This is a genomic window from Luteimonas sp. MJ250 (assembly GCF_039548455.1).
In the GTDB taxonomy this organism is placed as follows: domain Bacteria; phylum Pseudomonadota; class Gammaproteobacteria; order Xanthomonadales; family Xanthomonadaceae; genus Luteimonas.
In genome coordinates, this window is the sequence record NZ_JBCLVB010000010.1 from 129581 (window position 1) to 150199 (window position 20619).

Below are 20619 nucleotides of genomic sequence, written 5' to 3' on the forward strand. Positions count from 1 at the left end.
GATGGCGACCCGACGCGACCTTCGCTGGCTGCCCTGGGCTGTCGCCGCGCTGCTGCTCGCGCTGCTGGCCTGGGTCGGCAGCGGCCCATGGCGCACCATTGACGGCATCCGCCAGGCGGTGAAGACCGAGGATGCACGGGCGTTGGCGCGCCACGTCGACTTCCCGGCGCTGCGCACCAGCCTCAAGCCCCAGGTGCAGGACCGGATCGTGCGCGCAGCCGGTGCCGAGGCGCAGTCGGGTCCGTTCGCCGCCTTCGGCCTGACCGTGGCCACGGGCCTGGCGGGCGGGCTGGTGGACGCGATGGTGACGCCGGCCGGACTGGGTGCGCTGATGGAAGGCCGCAAGGTCTGGAACCGGGTCGGCGGCATCCCGCCGCCCACGCGCAGCGACACCGGCGCGCAGCCGGACCCGATTCCTGATCCGCGCCTGCGCTTCGAGTCGCTCTCGCGCATGTCGGCCACAGTCACGCTGGACGACCGCAGCGAACTGGTGCTGGTGCTGACGCGCAATGGCACGCGCTGGCGACTTTCGGAGATCCGCCTGCCGGCACCGGATGCCCCGCCAACGGCGGCACCCGGCGGCCGGAACTGATCAGGCGGACTCGCGCAACAACTCCGGAACGGGCACGGGCGCGCGTTCCGGACGCAGGTTCGGGATTACGCCAGGCGGCGCGGCCACGGCAGCGTTTCGCGGCTTGCCGCGCGCCGCGTCCTGCGCTTCGCCCTGCCCGAGGAATGCCTCCAGCGAATCATCCATCGCCTCCATCCACGGCGTGTGGTGCGGCGGTGCGAGGGTGCCGGTGATGGCGGAGCGATAGCTCCTGTTGCGGTAGTCGAGGATGCCCGCCTGCTTGTCGCGCAGCCATTCCTTGAACATCTCCGCAACGCCTTCGATCGCGAACTCCGGATAGTCGGTGCGGTCGACGAGGTCGCGCACATAGGCGGCCTGGAAGTCGATGTCTTCGTCGGCGCCGGTCGTGGCGTTCTCGCGTGCGAACCATTCCGCGCTGTCGGCGCGCATGGCCTCGGCGTCCGGCAGTGGAATGCGCCCGAGGATCACGTCGCGCGCGAACCACGCCTGGGCGTCGAACATGTTGAAGGTGTAGTACTGGTCCTGCATGCCGAGATAGATGAGCTTCGGGTTGTCGATCCAGAACACGCCCTTGTACAGGCCTTGCGGGTAAAGACGGTTGCCGGTGCGCAGGGTCAGTTCATCGGGCAGGAACGGGAAGTGGTGCTGGTAGCCGGTGCACAGGATGATCGCGTCGACCTCCTGGCTGCTGCCGTCGACGAAATGCGCGGTGTTGCCCTCCACTCGAAGCAGCAGCGGACGCTCGCTGAAGGCTTCGGGCCAGTCGTAGCCCATCGGCGCGCTACGGTAGCTGAAGGTCACCGACTTCGCGCCGTATTTGTGGCACTGGGTGCCGATGTCCTCGGCCGAGTAGCTGCTGCCGACGAGCAACAGGTCCTTGCCGGTGAATTCGCAGGCGTCACGGAAGTCGTGCGCATGCAGCACGCGGCCCGGGAATTGCGACAGGCCTTCGAACGCGGGCGCATTGGGCGTGGAGAAATGGCCGGTGCCGACCACCACCCAGTCGAACTCCTCACTCACCATGCGGTCTTCCTCCAGCTCGCGCACGGTGACGGTGAACTTGCCGGTGTCCTCGCTGTATTCCACCGAATGCACGGCGGTGTTGAAGCGGATCTGGTCGCGCAAGCCACTGCGTTCGATCCGCCCCATGATGTAGTCGCGCAGCACCGGCCGAGGCGGATACGACGCGATGGGCCGGCCGAAGTGCTCTTCGAAGCTGTAGTCGGCGAACTCCAGGCACTCCTTCGGGCCGTTCGACCACAAGTAGCGGTACATGCTCGCGTGCACGGGCTCGCCGTGCTGGTCCAGGCCGGTGCGCCAGGTGTAGTTCCACATTCCCCCGAGATCGGACTGCTTCTCGAAGCAGACGATTTCAGGGACTTCGGCACCCGCGCGGCGGGCGGCATCGAAGGCGCGAAGCTGGGCCAGGCCGCTGGGGCCGGCGCCGAGTACGGCGATACGCTGGGTCATGTGGTTTGTCATCTCCTGTCAGGGGCACGCCCAACCGGAGCGTACCCGCGCGCGAAAAGCGCGAAGCACCGGCCGGGGATGGAAACCACGCCGACCGGCGTGCGAAGGCCCGCTCTGCGGGCGACACGCGGCGGACCGCGCGAAAAATCGTGGAATGCCGGATGGAGGCCACCCGGAGCCCGGCGGATGCCGGACATGGACACGGGCCGCGGAACCCCTTCGACGGCACGCGCAAGATCATCGAAACAGACGCGATCTTCCGTCATCTGCACGAAATGCCGCGCAATTATAACACGCACGCACAGCCGCCAAGGTCGCGGCTTCAACCGGCGTTCGAGACCCCGTGCGGCACATGCCCCGTGGTCACGTGCATGCGTGCCGAGTCGATGTTGTGCAACGAGTCGTCGAAGAAGATGTCGGCGCCGAACACGTCCAGGAACGGGCCCTTGGCGCGCCCGCCGAGGAACAGCGCCTCGTCCAGGCGCACGCCCCATTCGCGCAGCGTGCGGATCACGCGCTCGTGCGCCGGCGCGGAGCGCGCGGTCACCAGCGCGGTGCGGATGGGAGACGCCTCGCCCGGTGGATACGCCGCCTGCAGGTGGTGCAGCGCGTCGAGGAAACCGCGGAACGGGCCGCCGGAAAGCGGCTCACGCGCGCGCTCCACTTCGTGCAGGTGGAAGGCCTCGATGCCGGATTCGCGCGAGACACGCTCGCCCTCGTCGCCGAAGATCACCGCGTCGCCATCGAAGGCGATGCGCAGCTGGTCATGGCGGTGCGCGGGCGCCTTCGCCGGGAGGATGGTCGCCGCGGCCACGCCGTTCTCAAGCGCTGCGCGCACCGAATCCGGGTTGGCCGACAGGAACAGCTGCGCGCCGAAGGGCCGGATGTAGGGCCAGGTCGGCTCGCCCGACGTGAAGGTGGCGCGCGAAATCGCCAGCGCGTGGTGCTGGATCGAGTTGAAGATCCGTAGCCCGGTGTCGGCCGAGTTGCGCGACAGCAGGATCACCTCGACCCTGGGGGCATCGGCTGCCGCGCCTTCGTTCAAGGCCAGCAGCTTGCGCACCAGCGGGAAGGCGATGCCGGGATCGAGGATCTCGTCCTCCTTGGCGCGCTGGTGCTCGGCGTAGGCGGCGATGCCGTCGCTCTCGAACAGGGCGTGGCTGTCCTCCAGGTCGAACAGCGCCCGGGAGGAAATGGCAACGGTCAGCGGCGGCAGGACATCGGAAGGCATGCGCCGAGTATGCGCGATGGCGGTCGCAGGGGGCGAGACCGGTCAGGTCTCGAACTGCTCGCTCAGGATGCGCTCTTCAAGATTGTGCTCGGGATCGAACAGCAGGGTCACCGTGCGCTCGCGCGACTCCTGGATCGTGACCTCGACCACGTCGCGGACCTCGTGCGAATCGGCGGTGGCGCTGACCGGCCGCTTGTACGGGTCAAGCACGCGGAAGCGCACCACCGTATCGGCCTTGAGCAGTGCACCGCGCCAGCGCCGCGGCCGGAACGGTGCGATCGGCGTCAGCGCGACCACGCTGGACCCGAGCGGCAGGATCGGCCCGTGCGCGGAATAGTTGTACGCGGTGCTGCCGGCGGGCGTTGACAGCATCACGCCGTCGCAGACCAGCTCGTCCAGTCGCACCTGGCCGTTGAGTTCGATCGAGACGTGTGCGGCCTGCCGCGTCTGTCGCAGCAGGGAGACTTCGTTGTAGGCCAGCGAGCCGACGCTGGCACCCGATTCGGTGGCGGCGATCATTTCCAGCGGCCGCAGCACCGCCGGCTCCGCGGCTTCGAGCCGCGCCATCAGGTCGGGCAGCACGTCGCCGCGCTGGTAGTGGTTCATCAGGAAGCCCACGCTGCCCAGCTTCAGGCCGTACACCGGCTTGGCCAGCGCCCCGTGCCGATGCAGCGTCTGCAGCATGAAGCCATCGCCGCCGAGCGCGCAGATCATGTCGGCCTCGCCCGGCTCGCACTGGCCGTGGCGCGCAGTGAACTGCGCCAGCGCGGCCTGCGCCTCCGGGGCGGTACTGGCAAGGAAGGCGATGCGCGGCGATCCGGTCATGCCCGGAGCATACCCCGCAGGCGTTGCCGATGACGCCTGTCCGCGCGGTCTTCGCGCGGACAGGCCGGTCGATCGCCCGCCTGCCTCAGCTGGCGCTGGCCAGCTGCGCCAGCCGGCGCACCGCCACCGACGCCGTCGGGTAGTCGAGCGTCTTCTGCGCGGCCAGTTCGTCGAGCATGCCCAGCGTGAACTTCAGCGCGGCATCGTCGCGGCCGATCCACTGCGCGACCTTGGCGTCGGCATCGCGGCCCGGCATCGACAGCACCTGCGCGACCAGGGCGCGGTGCTGGGCGGCGAGCTCGTCGCGCAGCGCACCGTGGGCCACCGCGTGCCAGCGGCCGTCGACCGCCAGCGAATCGATCTGCTGGACCAGCCACGGCAGGTTGAGCGCGTCGGCCAGGCGGAAGTGCACGCGCGCCACGTCCACCGGCTTGCGCTTGCGCTCGCGCGCCAGCTCGATGATGTCCGGGCTGGCCTCGAGGTAGGGCAGCGCCGCGAGCTGGCCACCGAGCGCGTCCGGAACGCCCTTGGCGCGCCAGTCGGCCAGCGACTGCTCGTAGGCCGGGCGCTGCGCGGCGGTGAGGATGTCCTCGCCGGCGTGGATCGCCTGGAAGCCGTCGTGGTAGCGGTCGACCGCGCTGGTGATGGTCGGCAGCGCGCCCGGCCGCGCCAGCAGCCAGCGGGTGAACGACCGCTGCAGCGCCCAGATCACCTGCAGGGCGTCGATCTGCACCGACTCGTGCACCTTGCCGTCGAGCGCGTCGATCTGCGCCCACAGCGAGCGCGCCTCGAGCGTCTCGCGGGTGACCGTATAGGCCTTGGCAACCTCGGCCGGGCTACGCCCGCTGTCTTCCTGCATGCGCAGCAGGAAGGTCGCGCCCATGCGGTTGATGGTGGAGTTGGTGACTGCGGTGGCGATGATCTCGCGCTTCAGGCGGTGCTGCTCCATGGCCTTGGCGTACTTCGCCTGCAGCGGCTTGGGGAAGTAGCGCTGCAGCTCGCGCGACAGGTACGGATCTTCGGGGATGTCGGAATTGAGCAGCTGCTCGAAAGCGACCAGCTTCGAGTACGACAGCAGCACCGCGAGTTCCGGCCGGGTGAGGCCCTGGTTGCGCGCCTTGCGGTCGGCGATCTCGGCATCGCTGGGCAGGTATTCGATCTGGCGGTCGAGCAGGCCCTGCGACTCCAGGGTACGGATGAAGTGCTGCTTGGAGCCGAGGCGCGGCACACTCATCCGCTCCATCAGGCTGATCGCCTGGTTCTGGCGGTAGTTGTCATTGAGCACCAGGCCGGCAACCTCGTCGGTCATGGCCTTGAGCAGCTTGTTGCGCTCGTCGATCTTCAGCTTGCCGGCCTGCACCTGCGCCGTGAGCAGGATCTTGATGTTGACCTCATGGTCGGAGGTGTCCACGCCCGCGGAGTTGTCGATGAAGTCGGTATTGAGCAGCACGCCCGCCTGCGCGGCCTCGATGCGCCCGCGCTGGGTCATGCCGAGGTTGCCGCCCTCGCCCACGACGCGGCAGCGCAGCTCGCCGCCGTTGACGCGGATGGCGTTGTTGCCGCGGTCGCCGACGTCGGCGTGCGTCTCGCCCGCGCCCTTGACGTAGGTGCCGATGCCGCCGTTCCACAGCAGGTCGACCGGCGCCTTCAGTACCGCCGACATCAGCTCGTTCGGGGTCATCGCGGTGGTGCCTTCGGCCAGGCCCAGCGCCTCGCGCATTTCCGGCGAGACCGCGATCGACTTGGCGCTGCGCGGGAACACGCCGCCACCCTTGCTGATGAGCGACTTGTCGTAGTCGTCCCAGCTCGAGCGCGGCACCTTGAACAGGCGCTGGCGCTCCTTGTAAGACGTCGCCGAATCCGGGTTCGGGTCGACGAAGATATGGCGGTGGTCCATGGCCGCGACCAGGCGGATGTGCTTCGACAGCAGCATGCCGTTGCCGAACACGTCGCCGGACATGTCGCCGATGCCGACCGCGGTGAAGTCCTGCTTCTGGCAATCGATGCCCATCGCGCGGAAGTGGCGTTTGACCGACTCCCAAGCGCCGCGCGCGGTGATGCCCATGCCCTTGTGGTCGTAGCCCACCGAGCCGCCCGACGCGAAGGCGTCGTCGAGCCAGTAGCCGTAATCGCGGGAAATGCCGTTGGCGATGTCGGAGAAGGTCGCGGTGCCCTTGTCGGCGGCGACCACCATGTACGGATCCGGATCGTCGTGGCGCACCACGTCGGCCGGCGGCAGGATGTCACCGTCGATGGACAGGTTGTCGGTGACGTCCAGCAGGCCGCTGATGAAGCGCCTGTAACAGGCGATGCCTTCGGCCTGCATGGCGTCGCGGTCGCCGCCCACCGGCGGGCGCTTGACGATGAAGCCGCCCTTGGAGCCGACCGGCACGATCACCGTGTTCTTCACCATCTGCGCCTTGACCAGGCCCAGCACCTCGGTGCGGAAGTCCTCGCGGCGGTCCGACCAGCGCAGGCCGCCGCGCGCCACCGGGCCGAAGCGCAGGTGGGTGCCCTCGACGTGCGGGCCGCAGACGAAGATCTCGCGGTAGGGGCGCGGCTTGGGCAGGTCCGGCACCGCCGCCGAGTCGAACTTGAAGGCGATGTAGTCCTTCGGCGCGCCTTCGGCACCGGCCTGGTAGTAGTTGGTGCGCAGCGTGGCCTCGATCACGCCCACGAAGCCGCGCAGGATGCGGTCCTCGTCGAGGCTGGCGACGCCTTCCAGCATGCCCTTGATCGCGGCGTTGGCGGCGGCCATCGCGGCCGGCCGGCCCTTGTCGGCGGCGGGATCGAAACGGGCCTGGAACAGCTCGACCAGGCCGCGCGCGATGGGCGGATAGCGGACCAGGGTTTCTTCGACGTAACTCTGCGAGAACGGCACGCCGAGCTGCAGCAGGTACTTGCAGTAGCCGCGCAGCATCGACACTTCGCGCCAGCCGATGCCGGCGGCCGCGACCAGGCGGTTGAAGCCGTCGTTTTCGGCATCGCCGTGCCAGATGCGCGCGAACGCCTCTTCGAACGCGGCCGCGTCCGGCTCGGCGCCACCGGGCACTTCAACCTCGAAGTCCTGGATGTACACCACCCGCTGGCCGCCGTCGCCGGTGGCCGGGCCAAGCAGGCGGTGCGGATGCTCGGCGATCACGCGCAGGCCCATGTTCTCCATCATCGGCAGCACGTCCGACAGCGGCACGTCGTGGTCGGCGCGATACAGCTTGAGCCGCAGCGCGCTCTCGCCCGGCTGCTGGAGCGCGGAGCGCCGCAGGCTCAGGCGCAGGTCGTCGGCGGCGGCCAGGGCATCGAGCTGGGCGACGTCGGCGGCGGCGACCGCCGGGGTCGCGCGTTCGATATAGGGCGCGGGCAGCGCCCGACCCCAGCCCGAAGCCAGCGCCAGGCCCTTGGCCTCGCCGTGTTCGCCGATCAGTGCCTCGCGCAGGTCGTCCTGCCAGTTGCGCACGATCGCGGTCAGCTGCGCCTGCAGCGCGGACTCGTCAACCTCGATGGCCTCGCCGGTGCGCGGGCGCACCAGCATGTGCAGCTGCGCCAGCGGCGACTCGCCCAGGGTGACGTTGGCATCGACGTGATCGGCGCCCAGCGCGTCCTTGAGCATCGCCTCGACGCGCAGGCGCACCTCGGTGTTGTAGCGGTCGCGCGGCACGTAGGCGAGCACGGAGTAATAGCGGCCGTAGTGGTCGCGGCGCAGGAACAGGCGGCTGCGCACGCGCTCCTGCAGGCCGAGGATGCCGCTGGCGACCCGCTGCAGCTCGCCGCTGGACGCCTGGAAGAGCTCGTCGCGCGGCAGGGTCTCGAGGATGTGCTTGAGCGCCTTGCCGCTGTGGCCGGTGTCGGCCAGGCCGGACGCGCCCATGACCTGCTCGTGGCGGTCGCGCACGATCGGGATGTCCCAGGGGCGGCGGTTGTAGGCGCTGGACGTGTACAGGCCGAGGAAGCGCTTTTCACTGATGGCCTTGCTGCCGCTGCGGTCGAAGCCGAGCACGCCGATGTAGTCCATGTAGCCCGGGCGGTGGATCGTGGAGCGGGCATTGGTCTTGGTCAGGATCAGCGGCTCGACGGTGCGGTCGGTGCGCTGTGCGCCCACCGTGCGCAGCAGCCGCGGCTTGCCGACGTCGCGGCCGCGCAGCAGGCCGAGCCCGCTGCCGTCGATCGCCTGCAGCACGTCGTCGCGACCCTTGCGGACCACTTCGTACTCGCGGTAGCCGAAGAAGGTGAAATGGTTGTCGGCGGCCCAACGCAGGAAGGCCTGGATCTCGGCGCGCTCGGCGTCGGACACCGGCAGCGGCCCATCGGACAGGCCTTCGGCCACCAGTTCCATGCGCGTGCGCATCGTGGCCCAGTCGGCGACGATGCTGCGCACGTCCTCGAGCACGCCGCGCACGGCGGCCTCGACGCGGGCGCAGCCTTCCGGCGACTGGCGGTCGATTTCCATGTGCATCAGCGATTCGGTCGTGCCCTCGCCCACGCCCTGCAGCTTGCCGCCGCGGTCGCGCTTGAGCGACACCACTGGATGGCCGAGCACGTGCACGCCGACTCCAAGCTCGGCGAGCGCCATGGTCACCGAGTCGACGAGGAAGGGCATGTCGTCGTTGGCGATCTGCAACACGGTGTGCTGCGTCTCCCAGCCGTGGGTGGCCAGGGTCGGGTTGAACAGGCGGATGCTGGCCGTGCCCGGCTTGCGCTTGCCGAGAAAAGCGAGGAAATCGGCCGCCAGCGCCGCCCAGCCGTCGGCCTCGTGCACGCCGATCTCGTCTTCGCCCATGCGCTCGTAGAAGGCAGCCGCGAAGGCGCTCGCGTCGTCACCGCCGGCCTTGCCCACGCGCTTGCGCATGGCCGCCAGGACCGGGTCGAGCAGCCTGCCGTCGCGCGGCCGACCGCGGCGCTCGGCGTCGTTGCCGGCGGCCTTGCCGACCCTGGTCACCTTGCCGGACCTGGCGTCTTCGGCAGCGTTGGAGATTGCGGGGGCCTTCTTGCGAACAGTCATGTCGTCATCCGGATGCAATGAGGCCCGCGCACAAGGCACGGGCCGGGAGGTTTTTCAGGGTTCCGCCACCGCGCCGCCGCCCGTCTGGGCGATCGGCTCGGTACGCGGGCAATGGCAGGCTGTCGCCACGGGCTGCAGGTCGCTAAGCCTCAGCGCAGCCCGGTCTCGTTCCGGGCAATCACCAGGCGCTGGATCTCGCTGGTGCCTTCGTAGATCTCGGTGATCTTGGCGTCACGGAAGTAGCGCTCGATCGGCATTTCCTTTGAATAGCCCATGCCGCCGTGGATCTGCAGCGCCTGGTGGGTGATCCACATCGCGGCCTCCGAGGCGGTGAGCTTGGCGATCGCGGCCTCGTTGCTGAAGCGCTTGCCCTGCCCCTTCACCCAGGCAGCGCGCAGGGTCAGCAGCAGCGACGCGTCGAGCTTGCACTTCATGTCGGCGATCTTGGCCTGGGTCATCTGGAACGCGCCGATCGGCTGGCCGAAGGCCTTGCGCTCCTTCACGTACTCGAGCGTTGCCTCGTAGGCGGCGCGGGCGATGCCGATGGCCTGGCTGGCGATGCCGATGCGGCCGGCGTCGAGCACGCCCATGGCGATCCTGAAGCCCTGGCCTTCATCGCCCAGCACGTCTTCGGCGCGGACGACGTAGTCGTTGAATTCGATCTCGCAGGTGGCCGAGGCACGGATGCCGAGCTTGGGCTCGGTCTTGCCGCGGCTGAAGCCGTCGCGGGTGGTATCGATGATGAAGGCGGTGATGCCGCGCGCGCCCTTGTCCGGGTCGGTCATCGCGAACAGCACGATGTACTTCGCCACCGGGCCGGACGTGATCCAGCTTTTCTTGCCGTTGACCACATAGCTGCCGTCGCCCTGCTTCACGGCGCGGCAGCGCATGGCGGTGGCGTCGGAGCCGGACTGCGGCTCGGTCAGCGCGAAGGCGCCGATCTCACGGCCCTCGGCGATCGCACGCACATGGAGCTGCTTCTGCTCTTCGGTGCCGTGGGTGAGGATGCCGTTGCAGAACAGCGAGTTGTTGACCGACATGATGGTGGAGTGCGCGGCGTCGGCCGCAGCGATCTCGACCATGGCCAGCACGTAGGCCACCGGGTCCATCCCGGCGCCGCCGTATTCGGCCGGCACCTCGATGCCCATGAGTCCGTTCTCGCCCAGCAGGCGGATGTTCTCGAGCGGGAATTCACCGGTCTGGTCGTGGTGTTCGGCACTCGGCGCGATCTTTTCCTGCGCGATCCGACGGGCCACGTCCTGAAGCATCAACTGTTCTTCGGTAAAGCTGAAATCCACGCGCGGCTCCTGAGTCGTGCCGCGCACGCGCGCGGCCGCTGTTGGCAAGGCCGCCATTCTAGCCTGCCCGCCGCGCGGCTTCGAGCGTCCACCGGCTGGAAGCCGGCGCGATGCGCCCGGGCGGGGCGCCCGACCCTGCTTGACCCTGCCCCGGATCCCGTTGGACAATGCATCTCTATATCGCGATGGGAAGATATATATGGACCTGGAAGCCTGGTCGAGCCATCTCAAGGTGCTGGCCGATGCCACTCGCGTGCGCCTGCTGGCGCTGCTCGACGGCGAGGAACTCACGGTCGCCGAACTCTCGGCCATCACCCGCCTGGCCCAGCCGCGCGTCTCCACCCACCTGGCGCGACTCAAGGAAGCCGGCCTCGTCCGCGACCGCCGCGCCGGCGTCTCCGCCTATTACCGCTTCGACGAAGACCGCCTGGACCCCGCGCAGCGGGCGCTGTGGCAGACCCTGCGAGAGGGCAGCGACGATCCACTGCTGCGTCAGGACGCCGAGCGCGTGGCCGGCGTGCTGGCGATGCGGGCCGCCGACCAGAACTGGGCGGACTCGGTCGCAGGCGACATGGAGCGCCATTATTCACCAGGCCGCACCTGGGAGGCGATGGCGCGCTCGGCGCTGCCGCTGCTGGAAACCGGCGATGTGCTCGACATCGCCTCCGGCGACGGCGTGCTCGCCGAACTGCTGGCGCCCCATGCGCAGCGCTACGTCTGCATCGACACCAGTCCGCGCGTGGTTGCCGCGGCGCAGGAACGCCTGAAGCGCTATTCCAATGTCGAAGTCCGCGAGGCCGACATGCACGCCCTGCCCTTCGCCGACGGCAGCTTCGACCTGGTCGTGCTGATGCATGCGCTGACCTACGCGGCAAAGCCCGCGCTGTCGGTGGCCGAGGCGGCCCGCGTGCTGCGGCCGGGCGGTCGACTCCTGCTCAGCAGCCTGGCCCGCCACGGCCACCGCGCCGCGGTCGAGGCCTTCGGCCACATCAACCTCGGTTTCACCGAGAAGGAGCTGCGCCGCTTCGTCGACAAGGCCGGGCTGGTGCTGCAGTCCTCCGAGACGGTCACCCGCGAAAAGCGCCCGCCGCACTTCGAAGTCGTCTCCCTGATCGCGGGCAAGCCATGAGCCGGCTTCCATGGCTCCACGCCGCGCGCGTGGCGCTGCTCGAGGCTGCGCTGGCCGAGCGCATCCTGGTCATCGACGGCGCGATGGGCACGATGATCCAGCGCCATCGGCTGCAAGAGGCCGACTATCGCGGCGAGCGCTTCGCCGGCGGCTTCGACCGCCTGCACCCCGGCGACGGCATCGGCCATGACCTCAAGGGCAACAACGATCTCCTGACGCTGAGCCGCCCGGACATCATCGCCGCCGTGCACGATGCCTACCTGGCCGCCGGCGCCGACCTGGTCGAGACCAATACCTTCAACTCGACCGCGGTCAGCCAGTCCGACTACCACCTCCCGCACCTGGTGCGTGAGCTGAACTTCGAAGCCGCGCGCCTGGCGCGCGCCTGCTGCGACGCCGCGGAGGCAGCGACACCCGACAAGCCGCGCTTCGTGATCGGCGTGATCGGCCCCACCAGCCGCACGGCGTCGATCAGCCCCGATGTCAGCGATCCGGGCTTTCGCAACACCAGCTTCGACGCACTGCGCGGGGACTACCGCGTGGCGATTGACGGCCTGATCGACGGCGGTGCCGACGTGTTGATGGTCGAGACCATCTTCGACACCCTCAACGCCAAGGCGGCGCTGTTCGCGATCGAGGAAGCCTTCGACGCCCGCGGCGCACGCCTGCCGGTGATGGTCTCCGGCACCATCACCGATGCTTCGGGGCGCACCCTCTCCGGCCAGACCGCGGAAGCCTTCCACATCTCGGTCTCGCATTCGCGTCCGCTGGCCGTGGGCCTGAACTGCGCGCTGGGCGCCAAGGACCTGCGCCCGCACGTCGAAACCCTGGCCCGGGTCGCCGACTGCTTCGTCAGCGCCCATCCCAACGCCGGGCTGCCGAATGCCTTCGCCGAATACGACGAGACGCCGGAAGAGACCGCCGCCACCCTGGAAGAATTCGCCCGCTCCGGGCTGTTGAACCTCGTCGGCGGCTGCTGCGGCACGACCCCCGACCATATCCGCGCCATCGCCGAAGCAGTCCGGGGACTCCCGCCGCGCCGGCTGCCCCGGTCGCTGGAGGATGCAGATCCGTGGAAAAAGAACAGCGAGGTGTCCCGGTGAGCACGCCCGGATACACGCGGCTGTCCGGGCTGGAGCCGTTGGTGATCACGCCGGAGCTGCTGTTTGTCAACGTCGGCGAGCGCACCAATGTCACCGGCAGCGCCAAGTTCAAGAAGCTGATCAAGGAGGACCGCTTCGAGGAAGCGGTCGAGGTCGCGCGGCAGCAGGTGGCCAGCGGCGCGCAGATCCTCGACGTCAACATGGACGAGGGGCTGATCGACTCGGCGAAGGCGATGACGCGCTTCCTCACGCTGATCGCGTCCGAGCCGGACATCGCGCGCATCCCGGTGATGGTCGACTCCTCCAGGTGGGAGGTGATCGAGGCCGGGCTGAAGTGCCTGCAGGGCAAGGGCGTGGTGAACTCGATCTCGCTCAAGGAAGGCGAGGCGCAGTTCGTCGAGCATGCGCGCAGGGTGCTGCGCTACGGCGCCGCGGCCGTGGTCATGGCCTTCGACGAGGACGGCCAGGCCGACACCGCCGCGCGCAAGGTCGAGATCTGCACCCGCGCCTACCGGATCCTGGTGGACGAGGTCGGGTTCCCGCCCGAGGACATCATCTTCGACCCCAACATCTTCGCGATCGCTACCGGGCTGGAAGAGCACAACAACTACGCCGTGGATTTCATCGAGGCCACGCGCATCATCCGGGCGACGCTGCCGCACTGCCACGTCTCCGGCGGCGTCTCCAACGTCTCGTTCGCCTTCCGCGGCAACGAGACCGTGCGCCAGGCGATCCACTCGGTGTTCCTGTACCACGCGATCGCGGCGGGCATGGACATGGGGATCGTCAACGCCGGCGCGATGACGATCTACGACGACATCGACCCCGAACTGCGCGAGCACGTCGAGGACGTCGTGCTCAACCGCCGCCCCGACGGCACCGAGCGCCTGCTGACGCTGGCCGAGCGCTACAAGGGCAGCAAGGGCAAGCAGCAGGAAGAGGACCTCGCCTGGCGCGACAGGGACGTGCGCGCGCGCCTCAGCCACGCCCTGGTGCATGGCCTCGACCAGTACGTGGTCGAGGACACCGAAGAGGCCCGCCTGCTGAGCACGCGCCCGCTGGACGTGATCGAAGGCCCGCTGATGGACGGCATGAACGTGGTCGGCGACCTGTTCGGCGCCGGCAAGATGTTCCTGCCGCAGGTGGTGAAGTCGGCGCGGGTGATGAAGAAGGCCGTGGCCCACCTGCTGCCCTTCATCGAAGCCGAGAAGCTGCGCACCGGCGACACCGGCAGGAACAACGGCAAAATCGTGATGGCGACCGTCAAGGGCGACGTCCACGACATCGGCAAGAACATCGTCGGCGTGGTGCTGGCCTGCAACAACTTCGAAGTGATCGATCTCGGGGTGATGGTGCCGGCGCAGAAGATCATCGATACCGCGATCGCCGAGAACGCGGACATGATCGGGGTGTCCGGCCTGATCACACCCTCGCTCGAGGAGATGGGCCACGTGGCGCGCGAGATGCAGCGCCGGGGCATGACCATCCCGCTGATGATCGGCGGCGCCACCACCTCGCGCGCGCACACCGCACTCAAGATCGATCCGCACTACAAGTCGCCGACGATCTGGGTCAAGGACGCCTCGCGCGCGGTGGGCGTGGCGCAGTCGCTGGTGTCGCCGGAACTGCGCGCGCCGTTCGTGGCCGCCAGCGAAGCCGACTACGCCGAGATCCGCCAGCGCCACCGCAACCGCGGCGACGCCAAGCGGCTGGTCTCGCTGGAAAAGGCGCGCGGGCAGCGCTTTGACGGCGGCTGGGACGACTATGTCCCGCCGCGGCCGGAAAAACCCGGCATCACCGCGTTCGACGACTACCCGATCGCCGACCTGGTCGACACCATCGACTGGACCCCCTTTTTCCAGGCCTGGGAGCTCGCCGGCCGCTATCCGGCGATCCTGACCGACGAGGTTGTCGGCACTGCCGCCAGTGAGCTGTATCGCGACGCCCGCGAAATGCTCGATGCCATCATCGGCGAGAAGTGGCTGACCGCGAAAGCGGTGTTCGGCCTGTTCCCCGCCAACAGCGTCGGCGACGACGTCGAACTGTATCTGCAAGGTGCCCAAGGCGCGGATGGGGGCAAGCCCGCGGGAGACGGAGTCATCACCGTCCCCTTCCTCCGCCAGCAGGTCGACAAGCCGGTCGAACGCCCTGACTTCTGCCTGGCCGATTTCATCGCGCCAAAGGACACCGGCCTGCGCGACTGGATGGGCATGTTCGCGGTCACCGCCGGCATCGGCATCGAGCCGCACCTGGAGCGCTTCCGCGCCGACCACGACGACTACCGCGGCATCCTGCTCAAGGCCCTGGCCGACCGCCTGGCCGAAGCCCTGGCCGAGCACCTGCACCGCCGCGTGCGCTCGGAGTTCTGGGGCTATGCACCGGACGAAGCGCTGGACAACGAGGCCCTGATCGCCGAAGCCTACCGCGGCATCCGGCCCGCACCCGGCTACCCGGCCTGCCCCGACCACAGTCCCAAGGAACAGCTGTTCGCACTGCTCGACGCCACCGGCAACGCCGGCATGGAGCTGACCCACGGCTTCGCGATGCTGCCGACCGCCGCGGTATCCGGCTATTACTTCAGCCATCCCGGGAGCAAGTATTTCGTGGTCGGACGCGTGGGCAAGGACCAGGCGGCCGACTACGCCAGGCGCCGTGGCGTGCCGCTGGCCGACGCCGAGCGCTGGCTGGCGTCCAACCTCGACTACGATCCGGAATAACCCGGCCCACGGCAGCGCGATGACCCCGGATCCACGCACGACCGCGACCGTACCGGCGCTACGGCTGTCGAGTTTCTATTTCACCTATTACGCGGCGCTGGGTGCGTTCACGCCGTACTGGGCGATGCATCTGCAGTCGCGCGGCATGTCCATCACCACCATCAGCGTGATGATGAGCCTGTGGTACGCGACACGCGTCCTCGCACCCACTGCCTGGGCAACGCTTGCCGCCACCTCGCCTCGCCCGATCCGCTGGCTGCGCATCGGCAGCGTGCTGACCGCCGCAAGCTTCGCCTGCTTCCTGCCACAGCAGCCCGAAGGGACGCTGTTCGCGGTAATGGTCGCGTTCTGCTTCTTCTACAACGCGGTGATGCCGCAGTTCGAGGCGATCACGCTCGGCCACCTTGGCGCCGAGGCCCACCGCTACGGCGCGATCCGGGTCTGGGGTTCGATCGGCTTCATCATCGTCACCACCAGTTTCGGCTGGCTGATCGAACACTACGGCGCAGCGATCCTGCCCTGGGCGATGCTGCCCCTGTTCGTGCTGATGGCGGTGAGCGCGTTTGCGAACTCGGACGCCGGCCACGTCGGGCCGAGGGGGCGCGCGGGTCCGGACTTCTGGAAGATCGTGCGCCAACCTCGCGTTGCGGCCTTCCTGGTCGCCTGCTTCCTGGAACAATTGTCCTTCGGCCCCTACTACACCTTCTTCTCCGTCTACATGGACAACCTGGGCTATGCGACCTCGACCCTGGGGCTGATGTGGACCGTGGGCGTGGTGTTCGAGGTCGCGGTGTTCTTCACCATTTCCGCCGTGTTCCGGCGCTGGGACCCCAGCTGGCTGCTGCTGGGGTCGATGGCCAGCGCCGTGCTGCGCTGGTGGACGACCGCGCTGTGGCCGGAAAGCATGCCGGCCATGCTGGTCGCCCAGGCCACGCACGCGCTGAGCTTCGCAGCCTTCTTCGCGGCGGCGATGCAGCTGCTCGCACGCCACTTCCCCGGCCGCCTCAACGGCCACGCCCAAGGCCTGTTCTACGGATTCTCGTCAGGCCTCGGCGGCGTCCTGGGCGCCCTCATCGCCGGCCAGCTCTGGCCCTACGGCGACGGCCGCGTTGCCTTCCTCGCCGCAGGCTGCTTCGCTCTGGTCGGCTGCGTCATCGCCTGGATCTGGGTCGTGCCCGCGCGGGTGCGCGCCCGGTAGAGCAAACGCTTTTGCCAAGGATCCCTACCAGATCAAGTCGTCCGGCACCTGGTACTTCGGATCGGCATACGGGTCGTCGGCGGCGGGCGCGTTCGGGTCGACCCTCAGGGCCACGGCCTTCGCGAATACGGCCTCGGCTTCGGCCAGCGTGTCGAGGGTCACCACGAGGTAGCGGCCGTTGAGTTGCACGACGCCGAGCTCACCGGCGTTGATCGCGCGCAGCTGCGCTTCGGTCACGTGCACACGCTTGATCTTGCCGCCGTATTCGAAGTGGCGGACGTGTTCGGCGTCGGCGACGTTCAGGCCCTTGCCTTCCAGCAGTGCGGCGAGCTTCGCCTGGGCTTCGCGACGCTGGCGCGCGGCTTCCTGCTTCTCGCGCTCGGCGCGGATGCGATCGTCCTTCTCGCGCTGGGCGCGGATGGCGAAGGCCTTGGCCAGGTCGATGTCGCCCTCGGGAGCCGCGGCGCGGCGGCGCCCGCCGTCGCCGGGGCCCCTGCCGCCCTGCGGGCCTTTGACACGCGGCGGACCCTTGCCGTCACGCGGGCCCCGCTCGGCCTGCGGGCCCTTGCCACTCTGCGGGCCCCGCCGGTTCCGGTGCTGCGTGCCGGGCGCGGCCGCCCCTGAGGCCCTCGCACCCGGGCCGTCCTTCGCGCGGGGGCCCTTGGGCCGGTCTGGAACCGGGGCCGGCTTGAAGCCAAGGCCCAGCAACTGGTCTTTCAGCGAATCGCTCATCGTTCTTCAGTAATGCGGCGGAGGTGGCTCATCGGCGGGATCGCCGGTCACCCCGGGACGGTTGGCGTGCAGTTCGTCGAGCGCGCGGCGCAGCAGCGCGTCGTTCCGGGCCAGTTCGCGCCGGGCGTCGGCCAGCGCATCGCTGAGCTCGGTCAGTGCGTGCTCCTGGAAGGCCAGGCGGGTCTCCAGTTCCACCACGCGTGATTCAAGCCCGCTGGACATGGATCAGGCGGCCCGGACCGAGCGACCGCGGCCGATGCCGTAGTACGCCAGGCCCGCGCCTTCAGCGTCTTCGGGACGGTAGATGTTGCGGCCGTCGAAGACCGCGGCGTCGGCAAGCCGGTTACGCAGCCGCGCGAGGTCGACGCTGCGGAACTCCTTCCACTCCGTCACCACGATGAGCGCGTCCGCGCCTTCGAGCGCCGCCTGCGCCGATTCGCAGAGCTCCAGGTCTTCACGCTCGCCGAAGATCCGCCTCGCCTCGCCGGTGGCCTCGGGATCGTAGGCGCGCACGCGCGCACCGGATTCCCAGAGCTGCGCCAGCAGGCGACGGCTCGATGCATCGCGCATGTCATCGGTGTCGGGCTTGAACGCCAGGCCCCAGACGGCAAAGGTCTTGCCCGCGATGCCCGCCTCGCCGTAGTGGCGCTGCACCAGCTCGTGCAGATGGCCCTTCTGGCGCTCGTTGACCGCTTCCACCGCATCCAGCAGCAGCGGCTGGTGGCCGACCTGCTGGGCGGTGCGCGCCAGCGCCTGCACATCCTTGGGGAAGCACGAGCCGCCATAGCCGGCGCCGGGATAGATGAAGTGCCAGCCGATGCGTGGATCCGAGCCGATGCCCTTGCGCACCATTTCGACGTCGGCCCCGACCTTCTCGGCGATGTTGGCGATTTCGTTCATGAAGCTGATCTTGGTCGCGAGCATCGCGTTGGCCGCGTACTTGGTGAGCTCCGCAGACCGCACGTCCATCACCACGAAACGGTCGTGGTTGCGGTTGAACGGTGCATACAGGCGCTTGAGCCGCTCCACCGCGGCGGGGCTGTCGGCGCCGAGCACGATGCGGTCGGGGCGCATGCAGTCCTCGACCGCGGCGCCCTCCTTCAGGAACTCGGGGTTGGACACGACGTCGAACGCGATGTCGACGCCACGCGCGGCCAGGGCCGCGGCGATGGTCTCGCGCACGCGGTCGGCGGTGCCCACCGGCACCGTGGACTTGTCGACCACGATCGCCGGGCGCTCGAGGTGTTCACCGATGGTGCGCGCCACCGTCAGCACGTACTGGAGGTCGGCGCTGCCGTCCTCGTCCGGCGGCGTGCCCACGGCAATGAACACCACCTCGCCATGGGCGATGGCGCGCGCGGCATCGGTGGTGAAATCCAACCGGCCGGCGGCGTGGTTGGACTTCACCATCGGCTCGAGTCCCGGCTCGTAGATCGGGATGATCCCATGGCCGAGGCGCTCGATCTTGCCGGCGTCGACGTCGACGCAGATCACATCATGGCCGACCTCGGCCAGGCAGGTACCGGTCACCAGGCCAACGTAGCCGGTGCCGAAGATGCTGACGCGCATGCGCTTACTCCGCCGGGGAATCCAGGATTTCGAGCAGCTCCACCTCGAACACCAGCGCGCTGCCCGGCGCGATCGGGCCGCCCGGGGTGCCCATGTCGCCATAGCCGAGCTCGCTGGGCAGCCACAGCATGTACTTGCTGCCGGCCGGCATCAGCTGCAGGCCTTCCTGCCAGCCGGGAACCACGCTGGACAGGGTGAACACGGCGGGCTCGCCGCGATCGTAGGAGCTGTCGAACACGGTGCCGTCGACCAGCGTGCCCTTGTAATGCACGCTGACCCGGCTTTCGGGACCGGGCTTGGGCCCGTCGCCCTGCTCCAGCACCTTGTACTGGAGGCCGGACGCGGTGACCTCGACGCCTTCCTGGCCTGCGTTCGCGGCGAGGAATGCCTCGGAGGCCTCGCGGTTGCCCGCCGCCATCTTCGTCTGCATGCGCTGGCCGAAGGCTTCGAATGCCTGCCGCGCCTGCGCTTCGTCCATCAGCGGCTCCTCGCCGTTCATCGCCGTACGCATGGCCTTGACCAGGGCATCGAAATCGACCTCGTCCTTGATCTCCGAAAGCGTGCCACCGACCTGCAGGCCGATGGCGTAGCCCGCCTGGTGCTTCTCGGTCGGCAGGCCCTTGATGTCGAGCCCGGCGGCAGTTCCTTCGGCGGCCGCGGCCTTGTCGGCCTCGGGCTCGATCTTCTTGCAGGCGCCAAGGGCGACGAGGAGCGATGCGGCCAGCAGGCTGGTCGCAATGGTGCGGACGGCGGTGTTCATCGGTATACCTCGGAAAAAAAAGGGGTGGAGAGCCGCGGTCAGTGCAGCTGCAGGAGTTCGACGTCGAAGACCAGGGTGGAGTTCGGGGGAATGCCACCCGGGGAGCCATTGCGGCCGTAGGCGAGTTCGGACGGGATCCAGAAGCGGTACTTGGCACCCACCGGCATCAGCTGCAGGCCCTCGGTCCAGCCTGCGATCACCTGGCCGAGGCCGAAGGTCGCCGGATCGTTGCGCTCGTAGGAACTGTCGAAGATGCTGCCGTCGAGCAGCTTGCCCTCGTAGTGCACGCGCACCTGCGAATCAGCGGTCGGGCGCGGACCCGAGCCCTGGCGCAGCACCATGTACTGCAGGCCCGAGCCCGTGGTCACCACGCCCTTGGCGGTCCTGTTGCCGGCGAGGAATTCGGCCCCTGCGGCGCTGTTCTTCTGCGCGGCGGCCTCGCTCTCGGCGCGGGCGCGCTCCTGCATGCGCTTGCCGAAGGCCTCGCGGATCGTCGCCAGCTCGCCTTCGGCCAGCAGCGGCGTACCGCCGTCGAACATCGTGCCGACGCCGCGGGCGAACATCGCCAGGTCGAGTTCGTCCTTCACCGGCGCCAGCGAACGCCCGACATCGGCGCCCACGATCAGGCCGACCTTGTCGCGGTCCACTTCCGCCGGCACGCTGCCCGGCGCCATGCCGGGGACCTGCTGGCCGCTGCGGGCGGCAATCCGCTGCATCAGCGCCGGAGCAATCGCCGCGGCCTCGGCCTCGGTGATGAGCGGCTCACCCCCGTCGAGCGCGTGGGTCACGGCGCGCATGAATGCGTCACGGTCGATGTCCGGGCCGACAGCCTCGATCGACTGTCCAACGTCCATACCGATCATGTAGCTGTTCTTTTCGCGTTCCGTCGACGGCACGGCGTTCTCCTGTGCGATTGCGGGGGCCAGCGACAGGGCCGCGGCGAGGGACAGCGCGGCAAGGCCGCGCAGAGTGGATTTCATCGGGGGATGCTCCTGGACT

The 20619-nt window shown here is 68.9% G+C and carries 15 protein-coding genes; 5 read left to right on the forward strand and 10 right to left on the reverse strand.

Features of this window, described 5'->3' with window-relative positions; translation table 11 throughout:
• Position 1: 1 nt before the first annotated feature.
• Positions 2 to 592 carry a DUF2939 domain-containing protein gene (locus tag WCE37_RS04250; protein ID WP_343278278.1) on the forward strand — a complete coding sequence of 197 codons (591 nt, stop codon included), beginning with the start codon at positions 2 to 4 and terminating at the stop codon, positions 590 to 592.
• On the opposite strand, the gene WCE37_RS04255 is transcribed toward WCE37_RS04250, so the two are convergent.
• The 5 genes from WCE37_RS04255 to WCE37_RS04275 form a co-directional block, all read right to left on the reverse strand.
• On the reverse strand, positions 593 to 2062 hold the full coding sequence (locus WCE37_RS04255) for an NAD(P)/FAD-dependent oxidoreductase (protein WP_343278279.1): 1470 nt from the start codon (positions 2060 to 2062) through the stop codon (positions 593 to 595).
• A gap of 322 nt (positions 2063 to 2384) precedes the next feature.
• A complete protein-coding gene (locus WCE37_RS04260) occupies positions 2385 to 3293 on the reverse strand; it encodes a 5'-nucleotidase (protein WP_343254361.1) in 909 nt (302 codons plus the stop codon).
• 42 nt (positions 3294 to 3335) lie between these two features.
• On the reverse strand, positions 3336 to 4118 hold the full coding sequence (locus WCE37_RS04265) for an NAD kinase (protein ID WP_343278280.1): 783 nt from the start codon (positions 4116 to 4118) through the stop codon (positions 3336 to 3338).
• An 85-nt stretch (positions 4119 to 4203) separates the two neighbouring features.
• A complete protein-coding gene (locus WCE37_RS04270; RefSeq protein ID WP_343278658.1) occupies positions 4204 to 8961 on the reverse strand; it encodes an NAD-glutamate dehydrogenase in 4758 nt (1585 codons plus the stop codon).
• 302 nt (positions 8962 to 9263) lie between these two features.
• Complete coding sequence (locus WCE37_RS04275; RefSeq protein WP_343278281.1) at positions 9264 to 10412, reverse strand: acyl-CoA dehydrogenase family protein; 1149 nt, start codon at positions 10410 to 10412, stop codon at positions 9264 to 9266.
• Positions 10413 to 10611: 199 nt separating this feature from the next.
• Between WCE37_RS04275 and WCE37_RS04280 the strand changes: the two genes are divergently transcribed.
• The 4 genes from WCE37_RS04280 to WCE37_RS04295 are packed head-to-tail and all read left to right on the forward strand — an operon-like array spanning position 10612 to position 16559.
• Positions 10612 to 11541: a metalloregulator ArsR/SmtB family transcription factor gene (locus WCE37_RS04280; protein ID WP_343278282.1), complete on the forward strand. Its 930-nt coding sequence runs from the start codon at positions 10612 to 10614 to the stop codon at positions 11539 to 11541.
• A complete protein-coding gene (locus tag WCE37_RS04285; RefSeq protein ID WP_343278283.1) occupies positions 11538 to 12644 on the forward strand; it encodes a homocysteine S-methyltransferase family protein in 1107 nt (368 codons plus the stop codon). The genes WCE37_RS04280 and WCE37_RS04285 overlap by 4 nt, the downstream gene beginning before the upstream one ends.
• Positions 12641 to 15361, forward strand: coding sequence for a methionine synthase (gene metH, locus WCE37_RS04290; RefSeq protein WP_343278284.1), 2721 nt, complete (start codon positions 12641 to 12643; stop codon positions 15359 to 15361). The genes WCE37_RS04285 and metH overlap by 4 nt, the downstream gene beginning before the upstream one ends.
• A gap of 19 nt (positions 15362 to 15380) precedes the next feature.
• Complete coding sequence (locus WCE37_RS04295) at positions 15381 to 16559, forward strand: MFS transporter (RefSeq protein WP_343278285.1); 1179 nt, start codon at positions 15381 to 15383, stop codon at positions 16557 to 16559.
• 24 nt (positions 16560 to 16583) lie between these two features.
• On the opposite strand, the gene WCE37_RS04300 is transcribed toward WCE37_RS04295, so the two are convergent.
• From WCE37_RS04300 to WCE37_RS04320, 5 genes are read right to left on the reverse strand one after another with little or no spacing between them, the layout of a single operon-like run.
• The gene (locus WCE37_RS04300; protein WP_343278286.1) at positions 16584 to 17291 is read right to left on the reverse strand and encodes a DUF2058 family protein; all 708 of its coding nucleotides are present in this window, start codon (positions 17289 to 17291) and stop codon (positions 16584 to 16586) included.
• A 6-nt stretch (positions 17292 to 17297) separates the two neighbouring features.
• Complete coding sequence (locus WCE37_RS04305; protein ID WP_343254369.1) at positions 17298 to 17513, reverse strand: SlyX family protein; 216 nt, start codon at positions 17511 to 17513, stop codon at positions 17298 to 17300.
• A 3-nt stretch (positions 17514 to 17516) separates the two neighbouring features.
• Positions 17517 to 18860, reverse strand: coding sequence for a UDP-glucose/GDP-mannose dehydrogenase family protein (locus WCE37_RS04310; RefSeq protein WP_343278287.1), 1344 nt, complete (start codon positions 18858 to 18860; stop codon positions 17517 to 17519).
• Positions 18861 to 18864: 4 nt separating this feature from the next.
• A complete protein-coding gene (locus WCE37_RS04315; RefSeq protein WP_343278288.1) occupies positions 18865 to 19620 on the reverse strand; it encodes an FKBP-type peptidyl-prolyl cis-trans isomerase in 756 nt (251 codons plus the stop codon).
• A 38-nt stretch (positions 19621 to 19658) separates the two neighbouring features.
• Positions 19659 to 20600 (reverse strand): FKBP-type peptidyl-prolyl cis-trans isomerase, encoded by a 942-nt coding sequence (locus tag WCE37_RS04320; protein ID WP_343254372.1) that lies wholly within the window; start codon positions 20598 to 20600, stop codon positions 19659 to 19661.
• Between the last annotated feature and the right edge of the window lie 19 nt (positions 20601 to 20619).

What these genes read in the sequence shown, in the direction of transcription:
- WCE37_RS04250 (WP_343278278.1), top strand. Translation starts at nt 2, where the DNA reads ATGGCGACCCGACGCGACCTTCGCTGGCTGCCCTGGGCTGTCGCCGCG.
- WCE37_RS04255 (WP_343278279.1), bottom strand. Translation starts at nt 2,062, where the DNA reads ATGACCCAGCGTATCGCCGTACTCGGCGCCGGCCCCAGCGGCCTGGCC.
- WCE37_RS04260 (WP_343254361.1), bottom strand. Translation starts at nt 3,293, where the DNA reads ATGCCTTCCGATGTCCTGCCGCCGCTGACCGTTGCCATTTCCTCCCGG.
- WCE37_RS04265 (WP_343278280.1), bottom strand. Translation starts at nt 4,118, where the DNA reads ATGACCGGATCGCCGCGCATCGCCTTCCTTGCCAGTACCGCCCCGGAG.
- WCE37_RS04270 (WP_343278658.1), bottom strand. Translation starts at nt 8,961, where the DNA reads ATGCGCAAGCGCGTGGGCAAGGCCGGCGGTGACGACGCGAGCGCCTTC.
- WCE37_RS04280 (WP_343278282.1), top strand. Translation starts at nt 10,612, where the DNA reads ATGGACCTGGAAGCCTGGTCGAGCCATCTCAAGGTGCTGGCCGATGCC.
- WCE37_RS04285 (WP_343278283.1), top strand. Translation starts at nt 11,538, where the DNA reads ATGAGCCGGCTTCCATGGCTCCACGCCGCGCGCGTGGCGCTGCTCGAG.
- WCE37_RS04295 (WP_343278285.1), top strand. Translation starts at nt 15,381, where the DNA reads ATGACCCCGGATCCACGCACGACCGCGACCGTACCGGCGCTACGGCTG.
- WCE37_RS04300 (WP_343278286.1), bottom strand. Translation starts at nt 17,291, where the DNA reads ATGAGCGATTCGCTGAAAGACCAGTTGCTGGGCCTTGGCTTCAAGCCG.
- WCE37_RS04305 (WP_343254369.1), bottom strand. Translation starts at nt 17,513, where the DNA reads ATGTCCAGCGGGCTTGAATCACGCGTGGTGGAACTGGAGACCCGCCTG.
- WCE37_RS04310 (WP_343278287.1), bottom strand. Translation starts at nt 18,860, where the DNA reads ATGCGCGTCAGCATCTTCGGCACCGGCTACGTTGGCCTGGTGACCGGT.
- WCE37_RS04315 (WP_343278288.1), bottom strand. Translation starts at nt 19,620, where the DNA reads ATGAACACCGCCGTCCGCACCATTGCGACCAGCCTGCTGGCCGCATCG.
- WCE37_RS04320 (WP_343254372.1), bottom strand. Translation starts at nt 20,600, where the DNA reads ATGAAATCCACTCTGCGCGGCCTTGCCGCGCTGTCCCTCGCCGCGGCC.